The 18,376-nt window shown below is 71.5% G+C and carries 17 protein-coding genes; 14 read left to right on the plus strand and 3 right to left on the minus strand.

Going from position 1 to position 18,376, the window contains the following annotated elements; translation table 11 throughout:
- Positions 1-162: 162 nt before the first annotated feature.
- Positions 163-834, minus strand: a complete 672-nt coding sequence (locus tag AB0J04_RS11790) for an N-acetylmuramoyl-L-alanine amidase (RefSeq protein ID WP_363168203.1) — start codon at positions 832-834, stop codon at positions 163-165.
- Between the two features lie 82 nt (positions 835-916).
- Between AB0J04_RS11790 and mnmA the strand changes: the two genes are divergently transcribed.
- Positions 917-2,053 carry a tRNA 2-thiouridine(34) synthase MnmA gene (gene mnmA, locus AB0J04_RS11795; RefSeq protein ID WP_363168204.1) on the plus strand — a complete coding sequence of 379 codons (1,137 nt, stop codon included), beginning with the start codon at positions 917-919 and terminating at the stop codon, positions 2,051-2,053.
- A 33-nt stretch (positions 2,054-2,086) separates the two neighbouring features.
- Here the strand turns inward: mnmA and AB0J04_RS11800 are convergent, their stop codons facing one another.
- On the minus strand, positions 2,087-2,872 hold the full coding sequence (locus AB0J04_RS11800; RefSeq protein WP_363168205.1) for an alpha/beta hydrolase: 786 nt from the start codon (positions 2,870-2,872) through the stop codon (positions 2,087-2,089).
- A gap of 38 nt (positions 2,873-2,910) precedes the next feature.
- Positions 2,911-3,234: a DUF427 domain-containing protein gene (locus AB0J04_RS11805; RefSeq protein ID WP_363168206.1), complete on the minus strand. Its 324-nt coding sequence runs from the start codon at positions 3,232-3,234 to the stop codon at positions 2,911-2,913.
- Between the two features lie 50 nt (positions 3,235-3,284).
- Between AB0J04_RS11805 and AB0J04_RS11810 the strand changes: the two genes are divergently transcribed.
- From AB0J04_RS11810 to AB0J04_RS11870, 13 genes are all read left to right on the plus strand, one after another.
- Positions 3,285-3,824 carry a TIGR00730 family Rossman fold protein gene (locus tag AB0J04_RS11810; protein WP_363168207.1) on the plus strand — a complete coding sequence of 180 codons (540 nt, stop codon included), beginning with the start codon at positions 3,285-3,287 and terminating at the stop codon, positions 3,822-3,824.
- An 18-nt stretch (positions 3,825-3,842) separates the two neighbouring features.
- Complete coding sequence (locus AB0J04_RS11815) at positions 3,843-4,541, plus strand: SDR family oxidoreductase (RefSeq protein ID WP_363168208.1); 699 nt, start codon at positions 3,843-3,845, stop codon at positions 4,539-4,541.
- Between the two features lie 27 nt (positions 4,542-4,568).
- Positions 4,569-5,570, plus strand: coding sequence for a methionine synthase (locus tag AB0J04_RS11820; protein WP_363168209.1), 1,002 nt, complete (start codon positions 4,569-4,571; stop codon positions 5,568-5,570).
- Between the two features lie 15 nt (positions 5,571-5,585).
- Positions 5,586-7,853: an NAD-dependent DNA ligase LigA gene (ligA, locus tag AB0J04_RS11825; protein ID WP_363168210.1), complete on the plus strand. Its 2,268-nt coding sequence runs from the start codon at positions 5,586-5,588 to the stop codon at positions 7,851-7,853.
- A gap of 269 nt (positions 7,854-8,122) precedes the next feature.
- Complete coding sequence (locus AB0J04_RS11830) at positions 8,123-10,462, plus strand: EAL domain-containing protein (RefSeq protein WP_363168211.1); 2,340 nt, start codon at positions 8,123-8,125, stop codon at positions 10,460-10,462.
- Between the two features lie 121 nt (positions 10,463-10,583).
- On the plus strand, positions 10,584-10,880 hold the full coding sequence (gene gatC / locus AB0J04_RS11835; RefSeq protein WP_007384860.1) for an Asp-tRNA(Asn)/Glu-tRNA(Gln) amidotransferase subunit GatC: 297 nt from the start codon (positions 10,584-10,586) through the stop codon (positions 10,878-10,880).
- A gap of 5 nt (positions 10,881-10,885) precedes the next feature.
- Positions 10,886-12,388, plus strand: a complete 1,503-nt coding sequence (gene gatA / locus AB0J04_RS11840) for an Asp-tRNA(Asn)/Glu-tRNA(Gln) amidotransferase subunit GatA (protein ID WP_363168212.1) — start codon at positions 10,886-10,888, stop codon at positions 12,386-12,388.
- Positions 12,385-12,624: a hypothetical protein gene (locus AB0J04_RS11845; protein WP_358806571.1), complete on the plus strand. Its 240-nt coding sequence runs from the start codon at positions 12,385-12,387 to the stop codon at positions 12,622-12,624. Before gatA ends, AB0J04_RS11845 begins: the two co-directional genes overlap by 4 nt.
- Before the next feature lie 15 nt (positions 12,625-12,639).
- Positions 12,640-14,154: an Asp-tRNA(Asn)/Glu-tRNA(Gln) amidotransferase subunit GatB gene (gene gatB, locus AB0J04_RS11850; protein WP_363168213.1), complete on the plus strand. Its 1,515-nt coding sequence runs from the start codon at positions 12,640-12,642 to the stop codon at positions 14,152-14,154.
- An 86-nt stretch (positions 14,155-14,240) separates the two neighbouring features.
- Positions 14,241-14,612: a hypothetical protein gene (locus tag AB0J04_RS11855; RefSeq protein WP_363168214.1), complete on the plus strand. Its 372-nt coding sequence runs from the start codon at positions 14,241-14,243 to the stop codon at positions 14,610-14,612.
- A gap of 206 nt (positions 14,613-14,818) precedes the next feature.
- Positions 14,819-17,047 carry an MMPL family transporter gene (locus AB0J04_RS11860; RefSeq protein ID WP_363168215.1) on the plus strand — a complete coding sequence of 743 codons (2,229 nt, stop codon included), beginning with the start codon at positions 14,819-14,821 and terminating at the stop codon, positions 17,045-17,047.
- Complete coding sequence (locus AB0J04_RS11865; RefSeq protein ID WP_363168216.1) at positions 17,025-17,600, plus strand: GNAT family protein; 576 nt, start codon at positions 17,025-17,027, stop codon at positions 17,598-17,600. The genes AB0J04_RS11860 and AB0J04_RS11865 overlap by 23 nt, the downstream gene beginning before the upstream one ends.
- A gap of 35 nt (positions 17,601-17,635) precedes the next feature.
- Complete coding sequence (locus tag AB0J04_RS11870; RefSeq protein ID WP_363168217.1) at positions 17,636-18,232, plus strand: hypothetical protein; 597 nt, start codon at positions 17,636-17,638, stop codon at positions 18,230-18,232.
- The last annotated feature ends 144 nt before the right edge of the window (positions 18,233-18,376 follow it).

Consider the following 18,376-nt stretch of genomic DNA (forward strand, 5'->3'; position numbering starts at 1 on the left):
GAGCCGAGGACCCTGTGCGGGTGCCCTGTGCCTCAACTTCCTTGAGAAAAACCCGAGTTGGCAGGCCGCAGGTCATCTTCGGGGAGTGGGACACATCGGACGGCCGACTCTCATCAACTGTTCACGATATTGAGTACATATGACCTGCATCACGATGGCTCGTCAGGTGGAGGCGGTCTGCGTCACTTTCCGCGCCTCTTCGACGAGCCGCAGGTACCGGTCCCAGTCCCAGTGCTCACCGGGGTCGGTGTGGTCCGTCCCCGGCACCTCCACATGCCCGATGATGTGCTCGCGGTCGACGGGTATGTCGTACCGCCGGCAGATCGCCGCGGTCAGCCGGGCGGACGCGGCGTACATCGCGTCCGTGAAGTCCTGCGGACGGTCCACGAACCCCTCGTGCTCGATGCCGACACTGCGCTCGTTGTACGACCGATTGCCCGCGTGGTACGCCACGTCCAGCTCGCGGATCATCTGCGTGACGTGCCCGTCCTTGCCCACGATGTAGTGCGCGGCCGCCTTGTGCCCCGGGTCCTCGAACGCCTTCACGGCGCTGTCCAGATCGCCCTGCGTGACATGGACGACGACCATGTCGATCCCGAAGTCGTCCGGCCGGTCCGCCCAGCGGAAGTTGGCCTCCGACGCCGCCACCCACCGCGCGCCCGTGTAGTCGACCGCGCCCTCCACCCGCTGTCTGCGCACCCCGGGCAGTCGCCAGTACAGCCGGGCCAGCTCCTCACGCGCCAGCACGCCCGTGCCGACCGCGGCCGCCGCCCCGCCGATCAGCAGCGCCCGCCGCCCGATCCGCCGGTCGGAGTCGCCCTTCCTCGCCCCCATGCGCAGTCCTTTCTCGCCCCTCGAGATCGTCAACGGATACTCGCGGGCTCCGGTTCCCGGCGCCCCGTACCCTGGAAGGGCTATGACTGAGACTGAGACCTCGCAGCGTCCCCGCCCCCTCCGCGTACTCGCCGCCATGTCCGGCGGGGTCGACTCCGCCGTCGCCGCCGCCCGCGCCGCCGAAGCCGGCCATGAGGTGACCGGTGTGCACCTCGCGCTCTCCGCGAACCCGCAGTCCTTCCGCACGGGCGCGCGGGGCTGTTGCACCATCGAGGACTCCCGGGACGCCCGCCGCGCCGCCGACGTCATCGGCATCCCGTTCTACGTGTGGGACCTCGCCGACCGCTTCCGCGAGGACGTGGTCGACGACTTCGTCGCCGAGTACGAGGCCGGCCGCACCCCCAACCCGTGCCTGCGCTGCAACGAGAAGATCAAGTTCGCCGCGCTGCTCGACAAGGCGCTCGCACTGGGCTTCGACGCGGTGTGCACGGGCCACTACGCGCAGGTCGTCGTCCGCGAGGACGGCACCCGCGAGCTGCACCGGGCCTCCGACATGGCCAAGGACCAGTCCTACGTCCTGGGCGTCCTGGACGACCGCCAGCTCGCCCACGCGCTCTTCCCCCTCGGCGACACCGTGACGACGAAGGACGAGATCCGCGCGGAGGCCGAGCGGCGGGGCCTGGCCGTCGCCAAGAAGCCCGACTCCCACGACATCTGCTTCATCGCCGACGGCGACACCCAGGGCTTCCTCGCGAACAAGCTGGGCCGGGCCGAGGGCGACATCGTCGACGAGTCCGGCGCGAAGATCGGCACCCACGAGGGCGCGTACGGCTTCACCATCGGCCAGCGCAAGGGCCTGCGCATCGGCACCCCGGCCGCCGACGGCAAGCCGCGCTACGTCCTCGACATCTCCCCGGTGAACAACACCGTGACGGTCGGCCCGGCCGCCTCCCTCGACGTCGGCGCGCTGACCGCGATCAAGCCCCGCTGGTGCGGCGCCGCCCCGAGCGGCCCCGGCGTGTACACGGCCCAACTGCGCGCCCACGGCGGCGAGACCGAGGTGACCGCGGAGCTGATCGACGGCCGTCTGGAGGTCACGTTCACCGAGCCCGTCCGCGGCGTGGCGCCCGGCCAGGCGATCGTGCTCTACGACGACACCCGCGTGGTGGGCTCGGCCACGATCGCGTCCACGGTGCGGGCGACGGCCGGGGTCTCCTGACCACCGGCCCCGCGGCCATGAGCCCTGCCGCCGTCAGTCCTGCCGGGCGAAGAACTCCGCCAGCACCGGCGCGAGGACGGCCGGGTCCACCATGTGCGTCTGGCCCTCGAGCGTGAGGTACGCGCCGTCGGGAACCGCGTCCGCGACGGCCCGTACGGCCTCGCGCAGCCACGGCGGACTCGCGCCGCCCGCCACCGCCAGCACCGGCACGCCGACCGAGGCCAGCCGCTCCCGGGGGACCGCCCCGCCCGCCATGACGGCGTCGTCGTACGCGAGGGTCGGCGCGATGGCCTCCATGCCCTCCCACATGGGCGATCGGCGCGCGCCCTGGATCATCTCCTCGGCCAACCCCGTCAGCCGCAGGAACAGCTCCACGGCGTCCCCGCGCCGCCCGCGCGCGAGCGCCTCGGTGAGGTTCGCCGTGTACGCGGCGCGCTCCCGCACGCCCTCCTCGTCGACGGCGAACGGCGTCTCGTACACGGCCGCCCGGCGCACCGGCAGCCCGCTCGCCGCGGCCTCCAGCACCAGTGCGCCGCCCGACGAGACGCCGTAGAGCGCCGCCTCGCCGCCCGCCGCGTCGACGAGGGCCGCCAGGTCCTCGACCTCGCGCCGCACGTCGTACGGGGCCGTGTCGCCGCTGTCGCCGCGGCCTCGGCGGTCGTACCAGAGGACGGTGAAGCGGTCCGCGAGCAGCCGGGCCAGGGGCGCCACGGTGCCGCCCGTGGACATCGCCCCGCTCACCAGGATGACCGCGGGGCCCTGTCCGGCGCTGGTGTACGCGAGTTCGGTGCCGTCGCGGGAAATCGTCTTCTTGTCCATGTCTGTGCAGACTGCCGCACGGCGGTGCGGTCATCGGGCTACGACACTTCCACCTCGTAGAAGCACAGGTGGTTCCTGATCGCGGCGACGTCCGGCTTGGGGTCGGGATACGACCACACCAGATCGGCCGCGTCCGGCAGCGACCAGTAGGAGGCCGTGCCCTTGAAGGGGCAGTGGGTGTGGGTGTCGGAGGCGGTCAGCAGGTCCATGCGGACGTCCGCCTCGGGGATGTAGTACCGCGCGGGACAGCCGGTCTCGTGCAGCACCAGAGCCCGGTCGGTCTCGGCCAGCACATGGCCCGCGTGGACGGCCCTGATGTGCCGGTCGGACTGCTCGACGGTGATCGTGTGTCCTGGAGTCATGCCGGAAAAGCACTGGCGCGCGCCTCGTTCTTCCCGGATACGGTGACGGGATGCGCATATGTGTCTTCCTCTCCGCCGCCGATCTCGACGACCGCTACACGCGCCCCGCGCGCGAGTTCGCGGAACTGCTGGGCAAGGGTGGTCACACGCTGGTGTGGGGCGGTTCGGATGTCGGCCTGATGAAGGTGGTCGCGGACGGCGTGCAGCAGGCGGGCGGCCGGCTGTGCGGGGTGTCGGTCGACTTCCTCGCGGCCAAGGCGCGGCCCGGCGCCGACGAGATGGTCATCGCGCGCGACCTCGCCGAACGAAAGCGGCTGCTCCTGGAGAAGGCCGACGCGGTCGTCGTCATGGTCGGCGGGACGGGCACGCTGGACGAGGCCACCGAGATCCTGGAGCTCAAGAAGCACGGCCACACCGACAAGCCGGTCGTGCTCCTGAACACCGCGGGCTTCTACGACGGCCTCAAGGAGCAGTTCCGGCGCATGGAGGACGAGGGCTTCCTGCCCCTTCCCCTCACCGACCTGGTCTTCTTCGCCGAGGAGCCGGTGGGCGCGCTGGCCTACCTCGAAGAGAGCCAGGGCATCGCGTAGGCACGCCGTGATGCGAGCATGGCGGGCATGGCTACTCATGTGATCACCGGAGCGGGCTCCGGCATCGGCGCCGCCGTCGCCCGTCGGCTGCACGCGCGCGGGGACGAACTCGTGCTGCACGCGCGCGACGCGGGCCGCGCGAAGGAGCTCGCGGCGCAGTTCCCCGGGGCCCGGACCCTGGTCGGCGACCTGGCCGATCCCGACAAGCTGAGCTGGGCCTTCTCCCACCAGTCGCTGCCGGACCGGGTCGATTCCCTGCTGCACATCGCCGGCGTGGTCGACCTCGGCCCCGTCGGCGACCTGACCCCGAAGTCCTGGCGTCACCAGCTCAACGTCAACCTGATCGCGCCCGCCGAGCTGACCCGCCACTTCCTGCCCCAACTCCGCACCGCCCGCGGCCAGGTGGTCTTCGTGAACTCCGGGGCGGGCCTGCGGGCGAGCGCCGAATGGTCCGCGTACGCCGCCTCCAAGCACGGCCTGAAGGCCCTCGCGGACTCGTTGCGGGCCGAGGAGCACGGCAACGGCGTCCGCGTCACCTCCGTCTACCCCGGCCGCACCGCCAGCCCCATGCAGGCCAAGGTCCACCAGCAGGAGGGCAAGGAGTACGACCCCGCGGAGTGGATCGACCCGGAGTCGGTGGCGACGACGATCCTGATGGCGATCGACCTGCCCGGCGACGCGGAGGTCAACGATCTGACGGTACGACCGGGACGCTGAGGGCCCGGAGCTACGTAGGCTGCACCCGTGAACCCACACTTCAGTTTCGGCCCCGCCACCGGCATCGGCTCCCTGCCGGGCGGTGACGCCCGCGAGGCCGCCAAGACCGTCACCGGGTCCTTCGAGGACTTCCCGTTCCTGGCCGAGCTGCCGGCCCGCGGTCCCGGCGCGGACATGATCGGCCGGACCGCGGGGATGCTGGTCGAGCTGTACGCGCGCGTGGAGCCCAGCGGCTGGCGGCTCGGCGACCGGCCGGGGCGGGACACCAAGCGGGCCCGGTCCTGGCTGGGGGAGGACCTCGACGCGCTGGAGGAGTTCACCCAGGGCTACGAGGGCCAGGTGAAGGTGCAGGCGGTCGGGCCCTGGACGCTCGCCTCCGCCCTGGAGCTGAAGAACGGCGAGGCAGCGCTCTCCGACCCCGGCGCCTGCCGTGACCTCGCCGGTTCCCTCCGCGAGGGCCTGCGTCAGCACCTCGCCGAGGTACGCCGTCGGCTGCCCGGCGCGCAGCTCGTGCTCCAGCTCGACGAGCCCTCCCTCACCTCCGTGCTCCGCGGCCATGTGAAGACCGCCAGCGGCTACCGCACCCACCGCGCGGTCGACCGGCAGGTCGTGGAGGCCACGCTCCGGGACGTCGTCGGGGTGCAGGGCGAGGACCCCGTCGTGGTCCACTCCTGCGCACCGGACGTCCCGTTCGCCCTGCTGCGCCGGGCGGGTGCGGCGGCGGTCTCCTTCGACTTCTCGCTCCTCACCGAGCGTGACGACGACGTCATCGGCGAGGCGGTGGAAGCCGGCACCCGGCTCTTCGTCGGTGTCGTGCCCGGCACCGATGCCGCATTGTCAGACCCTGCCGGTAGCGTCATGGGTGTCAGGACGCTGTGGCGCAGGCTGGGGCTGCGACCGGGGCTGCTCGCGGAGGCCGTCACCCTCACTCCGTCGTGCGGCCTCGCGGGGGCTTCCCCCGCGTACGCCCGCCATGCACTCGCCCACTGCGTCCGGGCGGCGAGATCCCTCGCGGACAACCCAGAGTAACGGGAGGACAACACGGTGGCCGGCGACAGGCAAGCGGAGACGACGGTGCCCAGCGAGGCACGGGAGCAGCACGCGCAGCTCGCTGAGCAGATCGAGGAGCACCGCTTCCGGTACTACGTGAAGGACGCTCCCGTCATCAGCGACGCGGAGTTCGACAGGCTCCTGCGCGCCCTGGAGGCGCTGGAGGAGGAGTACCCCGAGCTGCGTACGCCCGACTCCCCGACCCAGAAGGTCGCGGGCGCGTACGAGGCTGCATTTGCCGGCGCGGCGTTCTCGGCCGTCCAGCACCGCGAGCGCATGCTGTCGCTCGACAACGCCTTCGACGACCTGGAACTCGCGGCGTGGGCGGAGCGCGTCCACAAGGACATCGGCGCCTCCGCCTACCACTTCCTGTGCGAGCTCAAGGTCGACGGTCTCGCCGTCAACCTCACGTATGAGAACGGCCGGCTCACGCGCGCGGCGACCCGCGGCGACGGCCGCACAGGCGAGGACATCACGCCCAACGTGCGCACCATCGCCGAGATCCCGGACCGCCTCGCGGGCGACGGAGTGCCCTCGCTCGTGGAGATCCGCGGCGAGGTCTACTTCCCGATGGAGAAGTTCGAGGAGCTCAACGCCCGGCTGGTCGAGGCCGGCGACAAGCCCTTCGCCAACCCGCGCAACGCGGCGGCCGGTTCGCTGCGCCAGAAGGACCCGCGTGTCACCGCCTCCCGCCCGCTGCACATGGTCGTGCACGGCATCGGCGCGCTGGAGGGCTACGAGGGCATGGACCGCCTCTCCGAGGCCTACGACCTGCTCAAGGGCTGGGGCCTGCCCACTTCTCCGCACAACAGGGTGGTCGGCGACCTCGACGGAGTACGGCAGTTCATCGCCTACTACGGCGAGAACCGGCACTCGGTGGCGCACGAGATCGACGGGGTCGTCGTCAAGCTGGACGAGATCCGGCTCCAGGGGCGGCTCGGCTCCACCGCGCGTGCGCCGCGCTGGGCGATCGCCTACAAGTACGCGCCGGAAGAGGTCAACACCAAGCTGGTCAACATCCGCGTGGGCGTCGGCCGCACGGGCCGGGTGACGCCGTACGCGCAGGTCGAGCCGGTGACGGTGGCCGGGTCCGAGGTCGAGTTCGCCACCCTGCACAACCAGGACGTGGTCAAGGCCAAGGGCGTCCTCATCGGCGACACCGTGGTGCTGCGCAAGGCCGGTGACGTGATCCCGGAGATCCTCGGCCCGGTCGTCGACCTGCGGGACGGCAGCGAGCGCGAGTTCGTGATGCCGGCCGAGTGTCCGGCATGCGGCGAGGCACTGCGGCCGATGAAGGAGGGGGACATCGACCTGCGCTGCCCCAACGCCCGTGCCTGCCCCGCCCAGTTGCGCGAGCGGGTGTTCTACCTGGCCGGCCGCAAGGCGCTGGACATCGAGCAATTCGGTTACGTCGCCGCGGCCGCCCTCACCAACCCGCTGGAGCCGACCGACCCGCCGCTGCGGAACGAGGGCGACCTGTTCGACCTCACCATCGAGCAGCTGCTGCCCATCAAGGCGTACGTCCTCGACCAGGACAGCGGACTGCCCAAGCGGGATCCGAAGACGGGCGAGGAGAAGGTCGCCACGGTCTTCGCCAACCAGCAGGGCGAGCCGAAGAAGAACGCGCTCGCCATGCTGGAGAACATCGCCGCCGCCAAGGAGCGCCCCCTCGCGCGCCTCCTCACCGGTCTGTCGATCCGTCACGTCGGCCCCGTCGCGGCCGAGGCGCTGGCCCGCGAGTTCCGCTCGATCGAGCGCATCGAGCAGGCCACCGAGGAGGAGCTGGCGGGCACCGACGGGGTCGGCGCCATCATCGCGGCCTCGCTCAAGGAGTGGTTCGCCGAGGACTGGCACCAGGAGATCCTCCGCAAGTGGAAGGACGCCGGCGTCCGGATGGAGGAGGAGAGCTCCGAGGAGGACGAAGGCCCGCGGCCCCTCGAAGGACTGACGGTCGTCGTCACCGGCACCCTCGAACACTTCACCCGCGACCGCGCCAAGGACGCCCTGCAGAGCCGCGGAGCGAAAGTGACCGGTTCTATTTCAAAGAAGACCTCATTCGTCGTGGTGGGTGACAACCCGGGATCGAAATACGACAAGGCGATGCAGCTGAAGGTGCCGGTTCTCGACGAGGACGGCTTCACCGTCCTGCTCGAACAAGGGCCCGAAGCGGCGGCCGAAGTCGCCCTCCCGACCGGCGAATCCACCGAGGAGCCGACGGCGGAGTCCACCGAGGAGCCGACCGGGAATTCGATCGAGGAATAACGAAGCGCGGCGGTTGAAGGCCACCCGATCGGCGCATACCAGATGCATACGGGTGGCCGGGGCGCATTCGGGCAACCGTCGACGACCGCTGCCCGTGGAAGCCTTCTGCGGCCTACTGTTGAGATGTGCGCCTGCCGTGCCCAGCTGCGGTCGGGGCATCCCCTGCTCCTGAGGAGCAAAGGGAAAGGGTTTTCCAGCGCGGCGCCGCCCGGGGTTGTCAGGCAACTGGCCGCGTGGCGTGGGCACCGCCGGCTGTGAGAGGGACGGGAATGGAACCGACCGAGAGCGCCGCCGCGGACTCGACGGTGCGCCGACGCCGGGTCGCCGGCGTCTGGTGGGCGAGTTGGCGGACAGCGCGCTCCGAGCGACAGCCGGGCACACAGGCGTATCCGCCGCGCCCCGCCCCGCACACGGCGCCGCGCCCCGCCCCGCACACGGCGCCGCGCCCCGCCCCGCACACGGCGCCGCGCCCCGCCCCGCACACGGCGCCGCGCCCCGCCCCGCACCCTTCCCTGGAGAACCGGGCCTCCGCCGCACTGCCCCCCGGCGCGCCCGGCGCCGGACCCGACCGGCACCTGTCCTGGCCCGCGCTGCCCGCGGCGGTCGTCGCGGCCGCCTCCTTCGCCCTCGGCGCCGGCTTCTACCGCGCCTTCACCGGCGGCCACGCCCTCTTCCCGTCCGGCACGGTCGGCTGGGCGCTGGCCCTGCTCGCCGGCGTCATCGTCGGCCACCTGGTCCTGCTCGGCCGCGCCCGCTGGTGGGGCGGCACCGGCTCCGGCGCCGCCCTCACCCTCGCCGTCCTGCTGCTCTACGGCTGGGTGCCGGCCGGCATGGTCAGCCTCACCGTCGTCGTCCTGGTCGGCATAGCCAGGCGCCACCGCTGGCGGCAGGGCATCCTGCACGGCGCGGTGGACATCCTCGGCATCGGCGCGGGCGCGCTGCTGCTCGCCGCCTGCGGCCGGATACCGTCCGTCGAGCGCCCCTGGACCCCCGACACCTGGTCGGTCTACACCGGCCCCCAGGTGGTCCTGGTGGCCGTCGCCTACCTCGCCGTCACCCGCGTCCTGCTCTGGTATCTGCACGCCCCCCGCACCGGCGGACTGCCCACCGTCGCCCGGACGGCCCTGGTCAGACAGGGCCTCGTCGCCGTCGCCCTGCTGGGCATCGCCCCGCTGGTCTGCGTGGTGGCCGTGGCCAAGCCGATCCTGCTGCCGCTGTTCGCCATCCCGCTCATCGCCCTCGACTCCACCCTGTGGATGGCCCGCGCCCGCGCGGAGGAGCAACTGCGCGACCCGCTGACCGGCCTGCCCAACCGGCAGTGGCTGCTGGAGCGCATCTGGACCGCGCTGGACGACGCCGAGCGCATCGGCGTCCGGGCCGCCCTGATGCTCATCGACCTGGACCGTTTCCGCTCGGTCAACGACACCCTCGGCCATCTCGCGGGCGACCGCCTCCTGCTCCAGATAGCCGATCGGCTGCGGCTGGCCCTGCCGCGCGGCGCGGAGGTCGCGCGGCTCGGCGGGGACGAGTTCGCCGTCTTACTGCCCGTCGCCGACTCCACCACCTCGGCGAGCCGGATCGCCCGCGCCCTGGTATCCGACCTCAGCTCGCCGCTCGACCTCGACGGGCTCACCCTCGTCCTGGAGGCGAGCGCCGGCGTCGCCGTCTTCCCCGACCACGCCATGGACGCGGAAGGCCTGCTGCGCCGCGCCGACGTGGCGATGTACCAGGCCAAACGGGACCGTACGGGCGTGGAGGTGTACGAGTCCAAGCGCGACTCCAACACCCCCGACCGGCTCGGCCTGCTCGGCGACCTGCGGCGCGCGCTCGACGCGCACGAGGTCCAGCTGCACTACCAGCCGAAGGTCCGCTTCGACGGGCAGGTGGCGGGCCTGGAGGCCCTGGTCCGCTGGGTGCACCCCGAGCGCGGGAAGGTGCCGCCGGACGAGTTCATAGCGATCGCCGAGTCGTCGGGGCTGATGCCCCATCTGACGGAGTACGTGCTTGACACGGCGCTCGCCCAGGTCGCGAAGTGGCGGGCCCAGGGGCTGTACGTGCCGGTCGCGGTGAACGTCTCCCCGCGCGATGTGCACACCCCGGGCTTCGCGGGCTCGGTGGCGGCGCGGCTGGCCCGGCACGGAGTGCCCGCGGGATCGCTCCAGCTGGAGATAACGGAACACGTCCTCCTGGAGGACCCGCAGCGCGCCGCCGACACCCTCAACGGGCTGACCGGCCACGGCGTGAAGATGTCCCTGGACGACTTCGGCACCGGCTACTCCTCCCTGGTGCATCTGCGCCGGCTGCCCGTGAGCGAGCTGAAGATCGACCGCTCCTTCGTGGCCCGCCTCGCCGTCGACAACGAGGACGCGGAGATCGTGCGCTGCACGGTCGACCTCGCGCATTCCCTGGGCCTGCTGGTGGTCGCCGAGGGCGTCGAGGACGACGAGACCTGGGAGCGGCTGCGCGACCTCGGCTGTGACGCCGTCCAGGGCTGGCTGGTGGCCGCGGCGATGCCCCCCGAGGAGACGACGGCCTGGCTCCGGGCCCGCGGCTCAAGAGGCTGGCAACGCCCCAAGGCGGCCCTGCCGGCCGCGGCCTCCGACGAGTAGCCCCGCCGAGCCGCACCGGGCTGTACCGCCCCTGGGTAATCCGTGTCACTGGTTCGAGGCCCCGCCCCCTAGGATTGGCCCCAAACCACATCTCACTTCACTCACCCCAGAGGAACGCTGCATGCCTGGCATCACGCGCGAGGAGGTCGCCCACCTCGCCCGGCTGGCGCGTCTGGAGCTGAAGCCCGAAGAGCTCGAACACTTCGCGGGACAGCTGGACGACATCATCGGCGCGGTCGCCCGCGTCAGCGAGGTCGCCGACCAAGACGTACCGCCGACCTCGCACCCGCTCCCGCTGACGAACGTCATGCGGGCGGACGAGGTCCGTCCGTCGCTCACCCCCGAGCAGGCGCTCTCCGGCGCCCCGGCCCAGGAGCAGCAGCGTTTCAAGGTGCCGCAGATCCTGGGGGAGGACTAACCGCCATGACGGACAACGTCAACATCATCAAGCTCACCGCGGCCGAGACCGCCTCGAAGATCGCCTCCGGCGAGCTCACGGCCGTCCAGGTCGCCGAGGCCCACCTGGCGCGCATCGAGGCCGTCGACGAGAAGGTGCACGCCTTCCTGTACGTCGACCGCGAGGGCGCTCTCACGCAGGCCCGCGCCGTCGACGAGAAGCGGGCGCGGGGCGAGAGGCTCGGCCCGCTGGCCGGCGTCCCGCTCGCGCTCAAGGACATCTTCACCACCGAGGGCATCCCGACGACTGTCGGCTCGAAGATCCTCGAGGGCTGGATCCCGCCGTACGACGCGACGCTCACCAAGCGGCTGAAGGCGGCCGACGTCGTCATCCTCGGCAAGACCAACATGGACGAGTTCGCCATGGGGTCCTCCACCGAGAACAGCGCCTACGGCCCGACCGGCAACCCCTGGGACCTCACCAAGATCCCCGGCGGCTCCGGCGGCGGTTCGTCCGCGGCCCTCGCCTCCTTCCAGGCTCCCCTCGCCATCGGCACCGACACCGGCGGCTCCATCCGCCAGCCGGCCGCCGTCACCGGCACGGTCGGCGTGAAGCCGACGTACGGCGCGGTCTCCCGCTACGGCATGGTCGCCTTCTCCTCCTCCCTCGACCAGGGCGGGCCCTGTGCCCGGACGGTCCTGGACGCGGCGCTGCTGCACGAGGTCATCGCCGGGCACGACCCGCTGGACTCGACGTCGATCGACGCGCCCGTCCCGCCGGTCGTCGAGGCCGCCCGCAACGGCAGCGTCGACGGCATGCGCGTCGGCGTCGTCAAGCAGTTCCGCGGCGAGGGCTACCAGGCCGGCGTCATCCAGCGGTTCGACGAGTCCGTCGCGCTGCTGAAGGACCTGGGCGCCGAGATCGTCGAGCTGGACTGTCCGTCCTTCGACCTCGCCCTGTCGGCGTACTACCTGATCGCGCCGTCCGAGTGCTCGTCCAACCTCGCCCGCTTCGACGGCCTGCGCTACGGCCTCCGTACGGGCGACGACGGCACCCATTCGGCCGAGGAGGTCACCTCCTTCACCCGTGAGGCGGGCTTCGGCCCCGAGGTGAAGCGCCGCATCATGCTCGGCACGTACGCGCTGTCGAGCGGCTACTACGACGCCTATTACGGCTCGGCCCAGAAGGTCCGCACGCTCATCACGCGCGACTTCGAGAAGGCCTTCGAGCAGGTCGACGTGATCGTCTCCCCGACGACCCCGACCACCGCCTTCGCGATCGGCGAGCGCGCCGACGACCCGATGGCGATGTACCTGGCCGACCTGTGCACGATCCCGACCAACCTGGCGGGCAACGCGGCCATGTCGCTGCCCTGCGGTCTCGCCCCCGAGGACAACCTCCCGGTCGGTCTTCAGATCATCGCCCCGGCGCTGAAGGACGAGCGGCTTTACAAGGTCGGCGCCGCCGTCGAGGCCGCCTTCGTGGAAAGGTGGGGTCACCCGCTCCTCGAGGAGGCTCCGTCGCTGTGAGTGCACTGAACAAGGCCAAGGGCTTCAAGAAGTCCAAGTCCGGTACGTACCTGTCCATGGCCGGCACCGCGTTTGGCGCGATCGGTGTCGCCAAGCAGATCAAGAGGGCCCGCGCCGAGAACGACACGCTGCGGCTGATCGACGCCACCGTGTCCGCGGTCGCCGTCGTCACCGGCCTCGCCATCCTGTACCGCGAGCTGAAGCGGCTGGGCGACGACGACGTCCTGCTGGGCTGAGAGGGAAGTTTCACCGTGACCACCACGACCGACCTGGAGTCGTACGAGGACGCGCTGGCGTCGTACGACCCCGTCATGGGCCTCGAGGTCCATGTCGAACTCGGCACCAAGACGAAGATGTTCTGCGGCTGCTCGACCGAACTCGGTCAGGGCGCCAACACGCAGACCTGCCCCACCTGCCTCGGCATGCCCGGCGCGCTCCCGGTCGTCAACGCGATCGGCATCGAGTCGGCGATCAAGATCGGTCTCGCGCTGAACTGCGAGATCGCCGAGTGGTGCCGGTTCGCCCGGAAGAACTACTTCTATCCGGACATGCCGAAGAACTTCCAGACCTCCCAGTACGACGAGCCGATCGCCTTCAACGGCTTCCTCGACGTGCAGTTGGAGGACGGCGAAACCTTCCGCGTGGAGATCGAGCGCGCCCACATGGAGGAGGACACCGGCAAGTCGACACACGTCGGCGGCGCCACCGGCCGGATCCACGGCGCGTCCCACTCCCTGTTGGACTACAACCGCGCCGGCATCCCGCTCATCGAGATCGTCACCAAGCCGATCGAGGGTGCGGGCGAACGCGCTCCCGAGGTCGCCCGGGCGTACGTCCGTGAGCTGCGCGAGGTCATCCGGGCGCTCGGCGTGTCGGAGGCCCGCATGGAGATGGGCCAGATGCGCTGCGACGTGAACCTGTCGCTGCGCCCGCACGGCCGGGAGAAGTTCGGCACCCGCAGCGAGACCAAGAACGTGAACTCGCTGCGGTCCGTGGAGCGCGCCGCCCGGTTCGAGATCCAGCGGCACGCGGCCGTCCTGAACGGCGGCGGCACGATCATCCAGGAGACCCGCCACTTCCACGAGGACACCGGGTCGACGACCTCGGGCCGCGTGAAGGAGGAGGCCGAGGACTACCGGTACTTCCCGGAGCCCGACCTGGTGCCGATCGCCCCGTCCCGCGAGTGGGTCGAGGAGATCCGCGCGGGCCTGCCCGAGCTGCCGTTGGCCCGCCGGGGCCGGCTGATCGCCGAGTGGGGCATCTCCGCCACCGACATGCAGTCGATCCTCAACGCCGGCGCCCTGGACCTGATCGTCGCCACGATCGACGCCGGCGCCGACGCGGCCTCCGCCCGCAAGTGGTGGATGGGCGAACTGGCGCGCAGCGCCAACGAGTCCGGGAAGTCCCTGGACGAGCTGGCGATCACGCCCGAGCAGGTCGCCCGGGTCACCGAGCTGGTCACGTCCGGGGATCTGAACGACAAGCTGGCCCGTCAGGTCATCGAGGGCGTCCTCGCGGGCGAGGGCGCCCCGGACGAGGTCGTCGTCAAGCGCGGGCTGAAGGTCGTCTCCGACGACTCGGCGCTCGGCACGGCCGTCGACGAGGCGATCGCCGGCAACCCGGGCGTCGCCGAGAAGATCCGCGGCGGCAAGGTCGCCGCCGCCGGCGCCCTCGTCGGCGCCGTGATGAAGGCCACGCGCGGACAGGCCGACGCGGCCCGCGTCAAGGAGCTGATCCTGGAGAAGCTGGGCGTCAGCGAGGGCTGAGGCCCACAAGCCTCACGAAGGGATGCACCGAGTCGTCGGTGCATCCCTTCTCCCGTTCTCAGCCCGACGCGCTACGCTCGCCCGCCATGAGTGCACGAACCGACTCCGACCCCGACAGCGACATGGAGGACGGCGGCGCGAAGGACGGCGAGACAGAGCACGGCGAGACGAAGGACGTCGACATCGAGGACGCGGACGACGAACTCGGCTTCGAGGACGCGCGGCGGGCCCGCTGGACGGCGACCGGCACCGGAGCGCTGCTCACCCTCGCCGGCCTCGCCGCGTCCCTGCTGCGCCTCAGCGGCTCCTCCCCGGCGCTCGTCCCGGCGGCCTACGCCCTCGGCGCGGCCGTCTGCGCCCTCGCCGCGCTGCTGGGCTCCCGCGGCCGCACCCGGCGCGCGCTGTGGCTGCTGATAGCCGGCGTGATGGTGATGGCGTTCGGCGACCAGGCCGACTGACACCGTCGTCGTTGCCGACTGACACCGTCGTCGTTATTGTCCTGTGATCTGCCTCGCAGTCTTGTGAAAAGTCGCACCAACGCATCAAAAGATCTTCAACGCCTGCAAGAGTGAACACACATCGCTCATAAGTTCTTTGCGGGCTGTTCAGTTCATGTACGACTGTTCCCGGTCAAAGATCCACAATTCGGCCTCCGGGAGCACCAGTGGCAGCCCTCGCACGATGGTGTGTTCGCAACCGCCTTCTCGCGGTTCTGCTCTGGCTCCTCGCCCTCGGCGCCACGGCCGGCGCCGCCGTCGTCACCGGCACCGCGTACTCCAACGACTACGAGGTCCCCGGCACCGAGTCCGGCCGCGCCACCCAGCTGCTGGAGGAAGGCTTCCCGGATCTCGGCGGGGACAGCGACACCGTTGTCTGGCACACCGCCTCGGGAACCGTCCGCGCCGCCGACGTCGAACAGACCATGACCGGCACGCTGGAGCGGATCGCCGACCTGCCCGGCGTGGCCTCCGTCGCCGGCCCCTACGACGACCAGGGCAGCGCGCAGATCAGCAAGGACGGGCGGACGGCCTACGCCGTCGTCGTCTTCGAGGACCGCGCCGAGGACATCGACGAGCGCGAGGCGCGGGCCGTCGTCGACACCGCCCGGGCCGCCGGGACCGACGGGCTCCAGGTCGAGCTGGGCGGCACCGCGATCGGGCTCACCGAGTCCTCCGGCGGGCACCTCGCCGAGGTCGTCGGCGTGGTCGTCGCCGCGGTCGTGCTGTTCCTCGCCTTCGGCTCGCTCGCCGCGTCGCTGCTGCCCATCGCCACCGCCCTGGTCGGCGTCGGCACCGCGTACGCGGGCATCGTGCTGCTCGGACACGCCATGACCGTCGCCGACTTCGCGCCCATGCTCGGCATGCTCGTCGGGCTCGGCGTCGGCATCGACTACGCGCTGTTCATCGTGACCCGGCACCGGCGCGGGCTGAAACGCGGGCTCACGGTCACCGAGGCCGCCACGAACGCCGTCGCCACCACCGGACGCGCGGTCGTCTTCGCGGGCGCCACCGTCTGCATAGCCCTGCTCGGCATGTTCATCCTGCGCCTGAGCTTCCTCAACGGCGTGGCCATAGCGGCCTCCCTGACCGTCGTGCTCACCGTCGCCGCCTCCGTGACCCTGCTGCCCGCGCTGCTGTCCTTCATCGGCATGCGCGCCCTCAGTCGCCGCGAGCGCCGCCGGCTCGACGAGCACGGGCCCCAGCCGGAGGTGCCGGCCGGGTTCGCCGCCCGCTGGTCGGCGTTCGTGGAGCGCCACCCCAAGCTCCTCGGCTCCATCGCCCTGGCCGTCGTCTCCGTCCTCGCCCTGCCCGCCTTCGCCCTCCACCTCGGCACCTCCGACCAGGGCAACGCCCCGAAGTCGGCCACCACCCGCCAGGCCTACGACCTCCTCGCCGACGGTTTCGGCGCCGGCGTCAACGGTCCGCTGACGCTGGTGACCTCCGTCCACGGCGCCGAGGACCGGCTCGCCCTCGACAACCTGGACCTCGCCCTGCGCACCACCGAGGGCGTGGCGTCGGTGACCCCGGTGACCTTCGACTCCGCCGGCCGCACCGCGTACCTCACCGTCGTGCCGGAGTCCGCCCCGCAGTCGCAGCACACCAGCGAACTCGTCGACCGGCTGCGCACCGAGGTGCTGCCCCGCGCCGAGGCCGGCACCGCCCTCGACGTGCACGTCGGCGGGGTGACGGCCGGTTACGACGACTTCGCGGACGTCATCGTCGGCAAGCTGCCGCTCTTCGTGGGCGTCGTCATCGGCCTGGGCTGTCTGCTGCTCCTGCTCGCGTTCCGGTCCGTCGGCATACCCCTCAAGGCCGCCGCGATGAACGTGGCCGCCGTGGGCGCCGCCTTCGGGGTCGTCGTCGCGATCTTCCAGTGGGGCTGGGGGAGCGAGCTGCTCGGCCTCGGCCGGGCGGGGCCGATCGAGCCCTTCCTGCCCGTGATCATGGTGTCGGTGCTGTTCGGCCTCTCCATGGACTACCAGGTCTTCCTGGTCAGCCGGATGTACGAGGAGTGGCTGGAGACCGGCGACAACCGGCGCGCCGTCCGGATCGGGCTCGCCGAGACAGGCAGCGTGATCAACTCCGCGGCGGTCATCATGATCTCCGTCTTCCTCGCCTTCGTCCTCAGCGGCGACCGGGTGATCGCCATGTTCGGCATCGCCCTCGCCTCGGCCGTCGCTCTCGACGCGTTCGTCCTGCGCACCCTTCTCGTCCCCGCCCTCATGCACCTGCTCGGCGGCGCCAACTGGTGGCTGCCGCGCTGGCTGGACCGGCGGCTGCCGCGGATCAGCATCGAGCCGCCCGAGTCCCGCGCCGCCCATGAGAGGCTCACCGAGGTAGTGGAGGCACTCGAGAAGGAGCCGCGGCCGGATGTACGCGATATCGCTGGGTGACGACGGAGCGGAACTGCGCCCGCTGGACCCCTGGCACGCCGAGGAGTTCCTGGCGCACCTGGACCGCGGCCGGGAGTTCATCAACCGGTACGTGCCCTTCGGCTCCAAGGCCACCGACGTGGCCGGCGCGCGGGAGGCGCTCCAGCGGTACGCCGACATGCGCGCCGCCGACACCGGCTCGCTGCACGGCATCTGGCAGGACGGCACGCTCGTCGGCGGGGTGCTCTTCCTGAACTTCGACGCCGAGGCGGCGAACTGCGAGGTCGGCTGCTGGCTGGAGCCCGACGGCACCGGCCGCGGGCTGATCACCCGGGCCGTGCGCGTGCTGATCGACTTCGCCGTGGAGCAGCGCGGGATCCAGCGCGTCGAGTGGGTCGCCTCCGCCGGGAACACGCCCAGCCTGAACGTCGCCCGGCGGCTGGGGATGACCCGCGACGGCGTCCGACGGCAGGCCTACCCCTATCGTGGGGTGCGGCACGACCTCGAAGTGTGGTCCGTGCTGGCCCAGGAGTGGCGCGACGTACGCGCGCGCGGCGCTCACAACGATCATTAAGGGACCTCTCAGAGAGCGTCCGTACGGTGCGAGGTATGGGAACCAAGACTGTTGACGAGGCCGGCGCAGAGACCGGCCCCGAGACGAAGACCGACGACGAGAAGGTGGACGTCAGCAAGACCGACGCCTCGGCAGAGGCGACGCGGCCCCAGGAGACCGACGAGGCCGACGAGACCGACGAGGCCGCGGACTTCGAGGAAGGCGCCGACGAACTCGTCGCCGAGGAGGGTCCCACCGGCGTCGGCCAGGGCGCGGGCGCCGTCGTCGCCGCCGTGCTCGGCTTCGTGTCGCTCACCGGCAGCTGGATCGGCACGGTCGCCGGGGCCCGCCAGACCCTCGTCGGCCAGCTGGAGACCTCGTCGAGCACGAACGTGAGCGTCTCCAAGCAGATCGAGGTCATCTACGGCGACGCCTGGCAGACCACCGCGCTGTGGGGCGGCCTGTTCGCGCTGGCCGCGCTGGTCGTCGGCGTCGTCGTGCTGGCTCGCCCGGCCTTCGGCAACCCCGCCCGTCCGCAGGCGGCCTGGATCAAGTCGGTCTCCTGGGCCGGCGTCGCGCTCGGCGTCATCGGACTGCTCCTGGCCGTCCTGAAGTACACCGACGCGCTGCTCGGCCTGCCTTCCGCGAGCTGAGTACCCGCACGTCACGAGGGGTCTTAGGCCCGCCGTAAGCACCTTACGGCGGGCCTGGGGCCCCTCGGGCGCGTCTAAGGCCCCGCCCCCCGCCGAAGATGCGGAACTCTCCCGATGTGGCGGACCCCCCTGGGAGACGAAGGT

The organism is Streptomyces sp. NPDC050263 (assembly GCF_040655955.1).
In the GTDB taxonomy this organism is placed as follows: Bacteria; Actinomycetota; Actinomycetes; order Streptomycetales; family Streptomycetaceae; genus Streptomyces.